This is a genomic window from Pseudomonas sp. DR208 (genome assembly GCF_019823005.1).
Lineage (GTDB): Bacteria > Pseudomonadota > Gammaproteobacteria > Pseudomonadales > Pseudomonadaceae > Aquipseudomonas > Aquipseudomonas extremorientalis.
Genome location: NZ_CP081944.1, coordinates 2590782 through 2604822 on the forward strand (window position 1 = coordinate 2590782; position 14041 = coordinate 2604822).

A 14041-nucleotide genomic window follows, 5' to 3' on the forward strand; every position below is an offset into this window, starting at 1 on the left:
GTACCGCGCTCAACCTGCGAACCGGAACCCGGCTGACAGCTTTTCCTTCAGATAACCGACCAACACATTCACCGCCTTCGGTACATGGGGCGAATACGGTCGTATCAAATAGATCTCGTCGGCAAACGCGCCCTTGAGCGTCCAGCCCTTGAGCACCTGCACCAGCTTGCCGCCGGCCAGGGCGGCGTGGGCGCTGAAGTCGGGGAGCAGGGCGATGCCCAGGTGATTGAGGGCCGCATCGCGCAGGGCTTCGCTGTTGTTGGTGGCGAAGCTGCCGGCGATGGGCACGGTGAGGCGTTCGACGTTTTTAGTGCCACGCTCGAAGGTCCAGGCCGGCTGTTCGGCGCCGCGAGGGTAGAACAGGCAGTTATGTGCGCATAGATCACCGGGTTCACGCGGTTCGCCGTGGCGGTGCAGGTATTCCTGGGTGGCGACCAGCACCGAGCCGGTGTCGCACAGCTTCCAGGCCACATGGGTTTCCGGCACCTGGAAGCCGTGGCGCACGGCCAGGTCGTAGCCTTCGGCGGCCAGTGAACTCAGGGCGTCGGACACGTCCAGTTGAATGCGCACCTGCGGGTACTGTTGCAGGAATTCCGACAAGTGCGGCACCAATTGCTGACGGGCGAACGCCACCGGCGCGGTCAGCCGTACCAGCCCGCGAATCTCGCCAACCGAGTCGCGTACCGAGGAAAAGCTGCGGGCGATCTGCTCATAGGCGCTGCGCACTTCACGGGTCAACGACAGCCCCGCATCGGTCAGCCTGACGCTGCGCGTGGTGCGGGTGACCAGCCGCGTGCCGGTGGCTTTTTCCAGGTCGGAAATACGCTGGCTCACCGCCGACTTGCTCACGCCAAGGCGTGCGGCAGCGGCGGTGTAGGTGCCTTGTTCCTCCAGCACCGACAGCCAGTGGATATGGGTCCACAGCCCTTCGATCTCGGATTTTTCCATGGGTGGATTGTTCGCTGTGCTGGACAATAAGTTCTGGATTCTGCTCTGGTTTGGAACAAATCGAAAGCCTATCGTGGTCCCCAACGCTATCCACCTGGGATCTACTGCCATGACCACCACCATCGAGCACTACATCAACGACCAGCGCGTGTCCCGCGACGATCGCTATCAGGACGTCTACAACCCGGCCACCGGCGAAAAGACCGGCCGCGTCGCCCTGGCCAGCCGCCAGACCGTGTCCGAAGCCGTCGCCGCCGCCCAGGCCGCGTTCGCCGGTTGGGCCGACACCCCGCCGATCCGCCGTGCCCGCGTGCTGTTCGAATACCTGCACCTGCTGCGTGAGCGCAAGGACGACCTGGCGCGCATCATCGTCGCCGAACACGGCAAGGTCTTCACCGACGCCCAGGGCGAAGTGGATCGTGGCATCGATATCCTGGAGTTTGCCTGCGGCATCCCCAACCTGCTCAAGGGCGAGCATTCCGACCAGGTTTCTCGCGGCATGGACAACTGGACGATGCGCCAACCGCTGGGCGTGGTGGCGGGTGTGACGCCGTTCAACTTCCCGGTGATGGTGCCGATGTGGATGTACCCGATCGCCATCGCGGCGGGCAACACCTTCATCCTCAAGCCAAGCCCCACCGACCCGAGCGCCTCGTTGTTCATGGCCGAACTGCTGCGCGAAGCCGGCCTGCCCAAAGGCGTGTTCAACGTGGTGCAGGGCGACAAGGAATCGGTGGATGCGCTGATCGAGCACCCGGACGTCAAGGCCGTGAGCTTTGTCGGCTCCACGCCGATTGCCCAGTACATCTACGAGACCGGTGCGCGCAACGGCAAGCGCGTGCAAGGCCTGGGCGGCGCAAAAAACCACATGGTGGTAATGCCCGACGCCGATCTCGACAAAACCGTCGACGCCTTGATGGGCGCCGCCTACGGCAGTGCCGGCGAGCGCTGCATGGCCATCTCCGTGGCGGTGCTGGTGGGCGATGTGGGCGACAAAGTCATCGCGGCGCTGACCGAGCGCGCCAGGCACCTGCGCATCACCGACGGCCGCGACCTCAAGGCCGAGATGGGCCCGATTGTGTCCCGCGCCGCCCTGGAGCGCATCAGCGGCTACATCGAACAAGGCGTGCAGGCGGGCGCGCAGTTGCTGCTCGATGGGCGCGACTATGTGCCGACCGAAGCCGGCCTGGAAAATGGCTTCTGGCTCGGCGCGACCCTGTTCGACCACGTCACCCAGGAAATGAGCATCTACCGCGAAGAAATCTTCGGCCCGGTACTGGCGTGCGTGCGCGTGAATGACTTTGCCGAGGCGATCAAGCTGGTCAACGACCACGAATTCGGCAACGGCGTCAGCTGCTTTACCCGCGACGGCAACATCGCCCGCGAATTTGCACGGCGCATTGAAGTGGGCATGGTCGGCATCAATGTGCCGATCCCGGTGCCGATGGCCTGGCATGGCTTTGGTGGTTGGAAAAAGAGTTTGTTCGGCGACATGCACGCCTATGGCACCGAGGGCGTGCGCTTCTATACCAAGCAAAAGTCGATCATGCAGCGCTGGTCGGAAAGCATCGAGCAGGGCGCGGAGTTTGCGATGCCGGTGTCCAAATAACGGCCAAAAGAACACAGCAGGGCAAATGTGGGAGGGGCTTGCCGCCTCCCACTTTCGATTGTTTTCCACTTCAGGGTTGACGGTCGGGCGAATGCACAATACTGTATATAAACACAGTGTTTAAGCGCTGATCGACCAACACCGGCAACCTCAGTCCTGCCAGACACTGTGTGCAAGTTAACGGATTAACTTGATGCACAGGCTCGTCTTACCGAGCCATTTTTATTGATAGAGAGGGAACTCATGTCCTACCCAGAAAGCAAACTCACCGGTCTGATCGGTTTCGCCCAAGCGGCAAAAGTGACAGGTGGCTGGTCCGGCCCTGTGGTCAGTATCACCACGCTCGATCAACTCAAGGCCAATATCGGCGACACCACCCCACGGGTACTGGTGATCAACAGTAATATCTCGGCGTCGAGCCTGACCAAAGTCAACATGGGTGCCAACAAGACCCTGATTGGCTCGTTCCAGGACCGCACCCTGGAGAATATTCACCTGCGTGCAACGGCGCAGTCGCAGAACATCATTCTGCAGAATCTTATCTTCAAGCACTCGGCAAGTATCAAGGCCAATGACGATATCCAGGTCTACTTGAACTACGGCAGCAAGTATTGGATCGACCATTGCTCTTTCGTCGGGCACAGCTGGTCCACCACTGACGGCAGCGAAGATAAACTGCTGTATATCGGGGGAAAGGCCGATTATGCCACCATCAGTCACTGCTTCTTTGGCAGTCATAAGTATGGTCTGATCTTCGGTCACCCGGCGGATGATAATAATGCCGCGTTCAATGGTTACCCACGCCTGACACTGTGCCATAACCGCTTCGATAACATGGAAGTGCGTGCGCCTGGCTTGATGCGTTACGGTTATTTTCATGTGTACAACAACTACATCAATAACTTCCACCTCGGTTTTACCCTGGCACAAAATGCCAACATCCTTTCTGAAAGTAACTACTTTGGCGAAGGCAGCCAAAATAAAGGCATGTTGGATGACAAGGGCACCGGGACCTTCACCGACATCAACAGCGTGCCGCCAATCACTAATCAGAAGTCGCCCAAGGCGCAGTGGACGGCGTCATCCAACTATGGCTATACCTTGAAGACCGCCGCACAAGCCAAGGATTTTACCCAGAAGAATGCCGGCGCCCAGTCGGTTGCACTGGTCTTTGGTAGTTGATTAGCTAGCTTTCTACTTAGTGATCACTTAATACCGGTGCCACTGTATTTATATCAAGGATATAAATACAGTGATGGCCTTTATAATCTAAATAATTCTTCATGTTGCGACAGGCAGGCTTCCATGTTAAACCTTGTTTCGCACTTGCAGAGCCAACTATCCCTTGCTCTTTCAGCCACTATCAAGTTGTTGGCTGTCATGTGCTATTTAATCTTCGCTTGTCACTTAAGCGTCAGCAAAAGGACATCATCATGAAACATGCGAATCACACACCCACTCGCTGGACACGGGCCGATGCGCTGAAAGTTAATGAGAATGACCCGACGACGACACAGCCGTTAGTGAGTCCTGACTTTCCTGTCATGAGTGACACGGTCTTTATCTGGGACACCATGCCCTTGCGTGAACTGGATGGTACGGTGGTATCGGTCAATGGCTGGTCAGTGATCTTCACCCTGACGGCTGATCGTCGCCCCCATGATCCACAATTCATCAACGCCGATGGCCGTTACGACATCAAGCGCGACTGGGAAGACCGCCATGGCCATGCGCGTATCTGCTACTGGTATTCGCGCACCGGCAAGGACTGGATCTTCGGCGGTCGTGTCATGGCCGAAGGGGTTTCGCCGACCACGCGGGAATGGGCAGGTACACCGATCCTGCTGAATAACAACGGCGATATCGACCTGTATTACACCTGCGTCACACCGGGCGCCACCATTGCCAAAGTCAGGGGCCAGGTGGTCACCTCGGATACCGGCGTGACCCTGCGGGGCTTTGATCAGGTCAAATCGTTGTTTGATGCCGACGGTATCTATTACCAAACCGAAGCGCAAAATTCGACTTGGAACTTTCGCGATCCCAGCCCCTTTATCGATCCAAAAGATGGCAGGTTGTACATGGTGTTCGAAGGCAACGTTGCCGGCGAGCGCGGGACACACGAAGTAGGCCCGAATGAAATAGGCCTGGTGCCGCCCGGGCATGAAGATGTCGGCGGTGCGCGTTATCAGGTCGGCTGCATCGGCATTGCGGTGGCCAAAGACCTCAACGGTGACGAGTGGGAGATTTTGCCACCGCTGGTGACCGCCGTTGGTGTGAACGACCAGACCGAACGGCCGCACTATGTGTTCCAGGACAACAAGTACTACCTGTTCACCATCAGTCACAAGTTCACCTACGCGGACGGCGTGACGGGCCCGGATGGCGTGTATGGTTTCGTCAGCGACCGGCTGTTCGGCCCTTACACACCGATGAACGCCTCCGGCCTGGTGCTCGGCAATCCGCCTTCGCAGCCCTTCCAGACATACTCCCACTGTGTAATGCCCAACGGCCTGGTGACATCGTTTATCGACAGTGTGCCCACCACCGGCGATGACTACCGTATCGGCGGCACCGAAGCGCCGACGGTCAGGATTGTGTTGAAGGGCGATCGTTCGTTTGTGCAGGAGGCTTATGACTATGGCTACATCCCGGCGATGCGCGATGTAGTGTTGAGCCAGTGACTGCCGTGCAATCGTCAGCCTGATCATCTGGTGTAAACCGATGCAAAAGTGGGAGGGGGCTTGCCTCCTCCCACTTTTTTAACCGCAATCCAGTTCGGTGGCCGAAGCACTGTCGAGCAAGCTGGCGGTGTAGAGCAGGGTGTGTCAGTGCGAGCATGTTTAATTGATGAATAAATAAACTAATGGATGGTTTAATTGGTGATGGGAATTTCCTTCGGATGGTATTCGTCTTACAAACGCAGCCTACAGTATTATCGGTAGGACTTAGTTGCTGGTTTGCTGGCGGTTTTTTTTATCGTGCAGGAACGCTCTACAGTGAGCGTTTAAGATGTGTGATACAAAATCATGAGGTGTTTTGACTTGACAAATTTATGTGCGGATAAATAACTTAATCGCTTGCTTTAAAAAGGTGTGAAATCATTTTTTTTATAAAAACAAGGATGAAAATGATGGATGCTCAAAATTCAGTAAAAAACAGATCAAATGAAAGGCTCTCTAAGAATGAGATTTATAGAGTGTGCGAGGCCGGTTACAACGAGGTGGCTAATGCAATTGTCCGGCATGCCGCGCTTAGGGAACTTGAAAAATTCGGCGAGATTATCTCTGCTCGTCCTCTGACGCATCAGGGTATGGCCTTGTTTTTTGGCACCCTTTGGGCTTTTTTTAAAGACGTGCCTGCGGGAATCGTTGCGTTGGCTGCACGTGTTACGGATGAATGGATCAAGGAGGATATGTGGAATGGCACAGCCAAGGCTGCGCATATTCTTTATGCTTCGGTTGATGAGTATGGTCTGCACCAGCATAGTAAACATATGCTGCCTACCCATCATCAGATGTTTAAACAACTGACGACTCATCTGGGGCTTTCCGATGCTGATCTGTTTAATCCGTCTAACGTACTCCCAGAGGGTACTGCGATGGGGAATAACACGCATAGGATGTACCGCTCCGAGTTTTTGGGCGAAGCGTTGGGTTTTCATTTGGCTTCGGAAATGACCTCGTCCAGAGAGTTTCAGTACTTTCTTGAAGGGTTTAAAAAATACGCCCGTGAGTATGGCTTGGTGGATGAGGAAGACCCGGTCTTGGCGTTCTTCGCTATCCACTGCGAAGTCGAACCCATGCACGTAGCGACCGGGCGGGAGATCGTAATTTCATACTTGGAGAAAAACCCAGGTATCGCTCCACAAGCCATGCGCGGTGCGATGGCATTCATGGACGGTTTTGAACATATGTTTTCGGCACTTAATCGTCGCCTTGCCGACCCGCAGAGTCTTTGAATTCTGGAGATTGTCTACATGTATAAGTCTTATGAGTGTCAGATCTGTCACTACGTTTATTCCGAGGCATTGGGTGAGCTTCTAGTCGACGTTGAGGCAGGAACAAGGTGGGGCGAGCTAGACGACAATTTTCAGTGTCCGCACTGTCGGGCAAAGAAAAAAATGTTCAGAGAGATTGTGAGGTAAATGCACGACTTTCTGAGTGCAATGCTATTTTCGACACTGCTTTCAATAAGCGTTGGACCGATAGCCTTGATCATTCTAAGGCAGTCCATCGTCTTTGGCTTTCGCAGTGCATTGCCCGCAGCCCTGGGGGCGGCAGTTGCCGACGCGGTATTTGCAGCTGTCGCCTTTACAGGCTTGAAGGTGGTCGAAGCATTTTGGGTCGCCAATCATCAGCTATTGACGTGGGGAGCGATTGCCTACCTCCTTTATCTTGGTGTTACCACATTCAAGAACGCTGCTGGCACGATGCAGATAACGTGCACCGCAGGATTTGTACCGGTCTTTTTACTGACGTTGACTAGCCCGTTCACCATTGCGGCGATTTCTTCCTATGCCATCGCCAGCGGCGCCCAGCTTCAGGGGCAGGGAATCTACTGGAATTTGCTGGGTGTTCTAGTGGGCTCGTTTCTCGGGCAAATGTTGTATGCAGCAGGGGGTGGGGGGATGAAGAAGCTGTTTGCTGAACGTTCAGGTTTTGGTGTGCTCAATCGAGCGAGCGGGGTGTGTCTGATTGGATTTGCGGGCTGGCAGATGGCTTGTGCTCTATCGCTATAGGCTTGCCCCCGATGGCGGTGGATGAGTCAGCTAGAGGTAAGCTGACTCATCCACCGCCATCGGGGCGAGCCACCTCCCACATTAATCCTGCGTTCCTAGCGCCGACCTGTGCGGGTACTCACATCCACCCAAACCGCTAGCACCAGAATGCTGCCCTTCACGATCATCTGCCAGTAACTGTCCACATCCAGCATCGACATGCCGTTATCCAGGCTGGTAATCACCAACGCCCCGAGCAACGCGCCATACACCGTGCCAGAGCCGCCGCGCATCGATGTGCCGCCGATAAAACACGCGGCGATGGCATCCAGCTCACCCATGTTACCCGCCGACGGCGAGCCGGCAGCCAGGCGAGCGGTGTTGACCAACCCGGCGAGCGCGCACATCACGCCCATGATGCCGAAGATCCACAGTTTCACTGCCTGCACGTTGATGCCCGACAGGCGCGTGGCTTCCATATTGCTGCCCACCGCATACACCCGGCGGCCGAACACGGTCTGGCTGGTGACGTAGCTGAATACACCGAGCAGTACCAGCAACAGCAGCACCGGCACGGGGATGCCGTCGTAGCTGTTGAGGGTGGTGACGAACCCGGCCAGCACCGCGCCGATCACCACCACGCGCAGCACATCACGCACCAATGAATGCGCAGCCAGGCCATGCAGTGCGCGGTTGCGCCGTTGTTTCCAGGTGAGGAACAGGGTCAGGGCAAACAGTAAGACACCGAGGCCGATCCCGACCGAATGGGGCAAATACCCTTGGCCCACATACACCAAGGAAGGCGACACCGGCGCAATGGTGGTACCGCCCGTGATCCCCAGGAGAATCCCGCGAAACGCCAACATCCCCCCCAGGCCAACGATAAACGACGGGATACGCAGGTAGGCGGTCATGTAGCCGTTGGCCAACCCGATCATCAAGCCGCACAGGGCAACCAGGCTCAGGTTCGCCAACAGCGGCACGTGATACACCACGTCCAGGATCGCCGCCAACCCGCCCAGCAAGCCGAGCAACGAGCCCACCGACAAATCGATCTCGCCGCTGATGATCACCAGCACCATGCCGCACGCCAGGATCCCGGTGATCGACATCTGCCGCAGCAGGTTGGACAGGTTGCGCGGTGTAAGGAAGCCCCCCTCGGTCTGCCAACTGAAAAACAGCCAGATCACCGCCACGGCGATCACTAGGGCAAGCATTTTGTAGCGGGTAAACAGCTGTTTGAGCTGATTCATCTACGCGGTCTTCCGATCATTATTATTGTGTTGGCTGAGCGCCGCGGCGAGCACCTGTTCCTGGGTGAGCCCGTCGTTGATGAAGTCGCCGCGCAACTGGCCGTCGCCGATCACCAGCACGCGGTCGGATACGCCGAGTACTTCGGCCAGCTCCGAGGAGACCATGATGATCGACACTCCCTCGGCCGCCAGCGCACCCATCAATTTGTAGATCTCATACTTGGCGCCCACGTCCACCCCGCGTGTGGGCTCATCGAGGATCAGCACGCGAGGCTTGGCCATCAGCATTTTCGCCAGCACGGCCTTTTGCTGGTTGCCACCGGACAGGCTGGTGATCGGCAGGAACGGGCTGGCGGTCTTGAGGTGCAGGCGTGCAATCTGCTGGTCGATGCTGCCCAGTTCGGCTTCGGCGTCGATGCGCGTCAGGTGCGCGTAGGTGTCGAGTACCGCCAGGGTGATATTCTGGCCCACGCCGAAGTCGGGAATGATGCCCTGACGCTTGCGGTCCTCGGGCACCATGCACAGCCCGGCGCGGATCGATTTGAGCGGCGTGCGCGTGTCGATCACCTGGCCGTCCAGCCACACCTCGGCGCTGTAGCGACCGGGGTAGGCACCGAACAGTGCCGACACCAGCTCCGTGCGCCCGGCACCGACCAGCCCGGCAATGCCGAGGATTTCCCCGCGCTTGAGCACAAAGGACACATCGTCCACGCGCTTGCGCCTGGGGTTGTCGACGTCATGGCAGGTGACGTTGCGTGCCTCGAAAATCACCTCGCCCACCGCATGGGGTGCGGTGGGGTAGAGGTTGCTCATCTCGCGGCCGACCATCTGGGTGATGATTTGTGCGATGTCCATGTCGGCCATGGCGGTGGTCGCGATGTGCTTGCCGTCGCGGATCACCGCAACGGTGTCGCACACCGCCGCCACTTCATCGAGCTTGTGGGAGATGTACACGCAGGCCACGCCCTTGGCCTTGAGGCCGCGGATGATGTCCAGCAGCACCTCGATTTCCGAGCGGGTCAGGGCCGAGGAGGGCTCGTCGAGAATCAGCAGCCGCGCCTGTTTGTTCAGGGCCTTGGCGATTTCCACCAGTTGCTGGTGGCCGCCGCCGTACTGCGACACCGGCAGCGCCACGTTCATGTCCGGCACCTTGAGCTCGCGCATCAAGGCTTCGGCGCGGTGGAACATCGCCGGGTAGTTCATGCGCCCGCCCGGCAGGGTCAGTTCATGACCCATGAAGATGTTTTCGGCCACCGACAGGTCGGGCACCAGGGTCAGTTCCTGGTGGATGATCACGATACCGGCCGCTTCGGTTTCGCTGATCGACTGGGCCTTGAGCGGCTGCCCGTCCCAGAGAATTTCGCCGTCCCAGGTGCCGTGGGGATATACCGCCGACAGCACCTTCATCAAGGTGGATTTACCGGCGCCGTTCTCGCCGCACAGGCCGACGCATTCCCCCGGCCGCACCTTGATATCGATGCCGTTCAGCGCGTTGACCCCGCCAAAGCGTTTGACGATGCCGTTCATTTGCAGCAGGTAGTCGGCCATGGCGCTTACTGCCCGGCCATCTGCTCTTTGGTGTAGAACCCGTCTTTCTCCAGCAGGTCGATGTTCGCCTTGGTCAGCGGGGTCGGGGTGAGCAGGATGGTGTCGACCTTTTTGCTGCCGTTGTCGTACTGCGAGCTGTAGGTGGGTTGCTCATTGCGCGCCAGTTGCACCGAGAGTTTGGCGGCTTCGCTGGCGATCAGCTTGAGCGGCTTGTACACGGTCATGGTCTGGGTGCCGTCGATCACGCGCTTGACCGCCGCCAGGTCGGCATCCTGGCCGGAGATCGGCACCTTGCCCGCCAGTTTCTGCGCGGCCAGGGCCTGGATCGCACCGCCGGCGGTGGCGTCGTTGGAGGCGACGATGGCGTCGATCTTGTTGTTGTTCCGGGTCAGGGCGTTTTCGACGATGCTCAGGGCCTCGGTGGGGTTCCATTCCTTGACCCACTGCTGGCCGACCACCTTGATATCGCCCTTGTCGATGGCCGGTTGCAGCACTTTCATCTGGCCTTCGCGCAGCACCTTGGCGTTGTTGTCGGTGGGCGCGCCGCCGAGCAGGAAGTAGTTGCCCTTGGGCGCCGCTTGCAGCACGCCGCTGGCCTGCATTTCGCCGACCTTTTCGTTATCGAAGGAGATGTAGGCGTCGATGTCCGCATTCAGGATCAGGCGGTCATAGGACACCACCTTGATCCCGGCTTTCTTGGCTTCGGCGACGGCGTTGGTGAGCACGGTGGCGTTGAACGGTACGATGACGATCACATCGACGCCGCGGGAAATCAGGTTTTCGATCTGGGAGATCTGTTTTTGCTCGTTGGCATCGGCGGATTGCACGAAGACTTTGGCGTCGAGTTTCTCTGCGGCGGCGACGAAGTAGTCGCGGTCGCGGGACCAGCGTTCCAGGCGCAAGTCATCGATGGAGAAGCCGATCTTCGGGTGGGCCGAGTCGGCCAGCACCGGCAGGGCGAACAGGGCCAGGGCAGTGGCGATGAGGGTGCGTTTCATGGTTATGCGTCCTTTTATTGTTGTTGGAAAGACTCTAGGCAAACACCGTACTTGTGGCGATGAAGCGTGTTGTGGCAAGTGAGCTGTTGTGGCGAGCGGGCTTGCCCCGCGTTGGGCTGCGAAGCGGCCCCTTTCCCGGCGACATGTTTTCACCTGACACACGTAGGCGCCTGGTTCTGGGGCTGCTTCGCAGCCCAACGCGGGGCAAGCCCGCTCGCCACAACAAGCCAGCTCGCCACAAAAAAAGCCCGCATGTCACACAGTCAGCGGTAGATAAAGCGATTCACAATACCTTCCAGCATCTCTTGCCGACCACTCACCGCCTGCGGGTTCAGCTCATGGGCAAAGGCATGCTCGGCCAGGGATTCCAGGCTGAATTCCCCCGCCAGCACCGCCTGGCCCAGCGGCTGCTGCCAGCCGGCGTAACGCTGGTCCTTGAACTGCTGCAACCGGTCGTTCTCGACCATGGCCGCCGCCCGCTCCAGCGCCAGCGCCAACACATCCATGGCCGCCACATGCCCGTGGAACAGGTCCACCTCATCGAGGCTCTGGCGGCGTACCTTGGAATCGAAATTGTAGCCGCCATTCTTGAAACCCCCGGCCTTGAGGATTTCATAAGTGGCCAGGGTCATTTCCTCGACGCTGTTGGGGAACTGGTCGGTGTCCCAGCCGTTCTGCGGGTCGCCACGGTTGGCGTCGATGCTGCCGAAAATCCCGAGGGACACGGCGGTAGCGATCTCATGATGAAAGCTGTGCCCGGCCAGGGTCGCGTGGTTGGCCTCAATGTTGACCTTGATCTCATGCTCCAGGCCGAACTCATGCAGGAAGCCGAACACCGTGGCGCTGTCGTAATCGTATTGGTGCTTGGTCGGCTCCTGGGGCTTGGGCTCGATCAGCAGGTCGCCCTTGAAGCCGATCTTGTGCTTGTGCTCTACCACCATGCGCATAAAGCGCCCGAGCTGTTCGCGTTCGCGCTTGAGGTCGGTGTTGAGCAGGGTTTCATAGCCTTCACGGCCGCCCCACAGTACATAGTTGGCGCCTTTGAGCCGCAGCGTCGCGTTCATCGCGCTGAACACCTGGGCGGCGGCGTAGGCAAACACCTCCGGGTCCGGGTTGCTCGCGGCGCCGGCGGCAAAGCGTGGGTTGCTGAAGCAGTTGGCGGTGCCCCACAGCAGTTTGATGCCGGTTTGTTCCTGATGGCGTTCCAGGTGGTCGACCATCTGCGCAAAGTGATTGCGGTATTCCTTGAGCGAGCTGCCTTCGGGGGCGACGTCCGTGTCGTGAAAGCTGTAGTAGTCGATGCCCAGCTTGGCGAAAAACTCGAAGGCCGCATCCGCCTTGCCGATGGCCAGATCCATCGGCTCGCCACTGCGTTGCCATGGCCGTTTGAAGGTGCCCACGCCAAACATATCCGCCCCTGGCCAGACGAAGGTGTGCCAATAACAGGCGGCCATGCGCAGGTGTTCGCGCATGGGTTTGCCGAGGATGATTTTATTGGCGTCGTAATGGCGAAAGGCGAGGGCAGAGTCGCTGCTGGGGCCTTCGAAGCGAACCTTCTCGACACCGGGGAAGTACGGCATGGCGTTTTCCTTATTGTTCTTGGCGGTGCCCCGATACTAGCAACGGCCAATGGGCTGCCGATTATGAAAATCACCAAGGGAGGGTGCGATTTTGAGTGGCAGGGTCTAGGCTGTTGCGACCGGCCCCAGGACAACAACAATGAAAACCCTACCGCCCGTGCACCGCATCGCCTTGCTGTTCAACGGCAGCAAAATCTACGACCGTGGCATCATCGCCGGCATCGGCAATTACCTGAGCAGTACCCGCGCGTCCTGGGACTTGTTCCTTGAAGAGGACTTCCTGTGCCGCCTCAAAGGCATAGAGCGCTGGCAGGGCGACGGCATCATCGCCGACTTCGACGACCCGCTGATCGGCGAGGCGCTGGCCGGCAGCAAGGTGCCGGTGGTGGCAGTGGGCGGTTCTTATGAGGATGCGCGCGCCTACCCCAAGGGCATTCCCTATGTGGCCACCGACAATGCGGCCTTGATGAAGCTGGCCTATGAACATTTGATCGAGGCCGGTGTGACGCGGTTCGCCTGTTTCAGCCTGCCCGAAGCCCAGGCCAATCGCTGGGCCCAGGAGCGCGAAAAGGCCTTCAAGCGCTTGCTGCAACGCGATGGCTTGCCAGTGCAGATCTATCGCGGCCTGGGCACCAGTGCGCCGCTGTGGGACAGCGCGGTGGAGCAGCAGATCGCCTGGCTGCAAAGCCTGCCCAAGCCCATCGGGATCATTGCGGTCACCGACGCCCGCGCCCGGCAACTGCTGCAAGCCTGTCTCACCGCCGGCATCGCGGTGCCGGAAGAGGTGGCGCTGATCGGTATCGACAACGACCCACTGACCCGCACCCTCACGCGCGTGCCGTTGAGTTCGGTGATCCAGGGCACCGAAACCATGGGCCGCACCGCCGCCGCGCTGTTGCACCAGATGCTGCATGGCAAGCCTTGCACCGGCACGCAGGTGCTGGTGCCGCCGGATGCGATCAACGTGCAGGCGTCGAGCCTGCACCAACCCTTGGGCAACCCTTATGTGATGCAGGCGTTGCTGTTTATCCGCCAATACGCCTGCCAGGGCATCAAGACGGCGCAGGTGGCGGCCTATGTCGGCGTGTCGCGTTCATCGCTGGAATCGCACTTTCGCAAGGCGCGCGGGTGCAGCGTGCACGACGAGATCCTGCGCTTCAAACTCGCCAGCGCCGCCAAGGGCTTGCAGGGCAACCACCTGGCGATTGCCGACATCGCCCAGCAGTGCGGCTTCAAGTCGGCGCAGTACCTGCACACCGTGTTCCGCCGCGAGTTCGGCTGCACGCCACGGGAATACCAGCACAGCCATTAGAAACTTTGCAGGCATCGCCCATTCGCTGCTGGACTTGCACCGTACAGACTAGGGAGAATGGTTTTTTGTGGCG

12 protein-coding genes are annotated in these 14041 nt (G+C 58.8%); 7 read left to right on the forward strand and 5 right to left on the reverse strand.

What is annotated here, in order from left to right; genetic code table 11:
• Positions 1 to 9 precede the first annotated feature (9 nt).
• Entirely contained in the window at positions 10 to 948 is a 939-nt protein-coding gene (locus K5K89_RS11745; protein ID WP_222541454.1) for a LysR family transcriptional regulator, read from the reverse strand.
• A gap of 109 nt (positions 949 to 1057) precedes the next feature.
• Between K5K89_RS11745 and K5K89_RS11750 the strand changes: the two genes are divergently transcribed.
• From K5K89_RS11750 to K5K89_RS11775, 6 genes are all read left to right on the forward strand, one after another.
• The gene (locus tag K5K89_RS11750) at positions 1058 to 2557 is read left to right on the forward strand and encodes a CoA-acylating methylmalonate-semialdehyde dehydrogenase (protein WP_071491493.1); all 1500 of its coding nucleotides are present in this window, start codon (positions 1058 to 1060) and stop codon (positions 2555 to 2557) included.
• 243 nt (positions 2558 to 2800) lie between these two features.
• Positions 2801 to 3739 carry a polysaccharide lyase gene (locus tag K5K89_RS11755; RefSeq protein WP_222541455.1) on the forward strand — a complete coding sequence of 313 codons (939 nt, stop codon included), beginning with the start codon at positions 2801 to 2803 and terminating at the stop codon, positions 3737 to 3739.
• Positions 3740 to 3990: 251 nt separating this feature from the next.
• Positions 3991 to 5241 carry a glycoside hydrolase family 68 protein gene (locus tag K5K89_RS11760; protein WP_071491491.1) on the forward strand — a complete coding sequence of 417 codons (1251 nt, stop codon included), beginning with the start codon at positions 3991 to 3993 and terminating at the stop codon, positions 5239 to 5241.
• Between the two features lie 449 nt (positions 5242 to 5690).
• Complete coding sequence (locus K5K89_RS11765; protein ID WP_058427036.1) at positions 5691 to 6518, forward strand: iron-containing redox enzyme family protein; 828 nt, start codon at positions 5691 to 5693, stop codon at positions 6516 to 6518.
• An 18-nt stretch (positions 6519 to 6536) separates the two neighbouring features.
• Complete coding sequence (locus K5K89_RS28960) at positions 6537 to 6704, forward strand: rubredoxin (protein WP_081049337.1); 168 nt, start codon at positions 6537 to 6539, stop codon at positions 6702 to 6704.
• Entirely contained in the window at positions 6705 to 7298 is a 594-nt protein-coding gene (locus tag K5K89_RS11775) for a LysE family translocator (RefSeq protein WP_071491489.1), read from the forward strand.
• Between the two features lie 95 nt (positions 7299 to 7393).
• On the opposite strand, the gene K5K89_RS11780 is transcribed toward K5K89_RS11775, so the two are convergent.
• From K5K89_RS11780 to xylA, 4 genes are all read right to left on the reverse strand, one after another.
• Positions 7394 to 8530: a sugar ABC transporter permease gene (locus K5K89_RS11780; RefSeq protein ID WP_092246075.1), complete on the reverse strand. Its 1137-nt coding sequence runs from the start codon at positions 8528 to 8530 to the stop codon at positions 7394 to 7396.
• Entirely contained in the window at positions 8531 to 10078 is a 1548-nt protein-coding gene (xylG, locus tag K5K89_RS11785) for a D-xylose ABC transporter ATP-binding protein (RefSeq protein WP_222541456.1), read from the reverse strand.
• Between the two features lie 5 nt (positions 10079 to 10083).
• On the reverse strand, positions 10084 to 11076 hold the full coding sequence (gene xylF / locus K5K89_RS11790; protein WP_071491486.1) for a D-xylose ABC transporter substrate-binding protein: 993 nt from the start codon (positions 11074 to 11076) through the stop codon (positions 10084 to 10086).
• A gap of 263 nt (positions 11077 to 11339) precedes the next feature.
• The gene (gene xylA / locus K5K89_RS11795) at positions 11340 to 12656 is read right to left on the reverse strand and encodes a xylose isomerase (RefSeq protein ID WP_222541457.1); all 1317 of its coding nucleotides are present in this window, start codon (positions 12654 to 12656) and stop codon (positions 11340 to 11342) included.
• Between the two features lie 139 nt (positions 12657 to 12795).
• Here xylA and K5K89_RS11800 point away from each other — a divergent pair, with 139 nt between their 5' ends.
• Positions 12796 to 13968 carry a XylR family transcriptional regulator gene (locus K5K89_RS11800; protein ID WP_058427030.1) on the forward strand — a complete coding sequence of 391 codons (1173 nt, stop codon included), beginning with the start codon at positions 12796 to 12798 and terminating at the stop codon, positions 13966 to 13968.
• Positions 13969 to 14041: the final 73 nt, after the last annotated feature.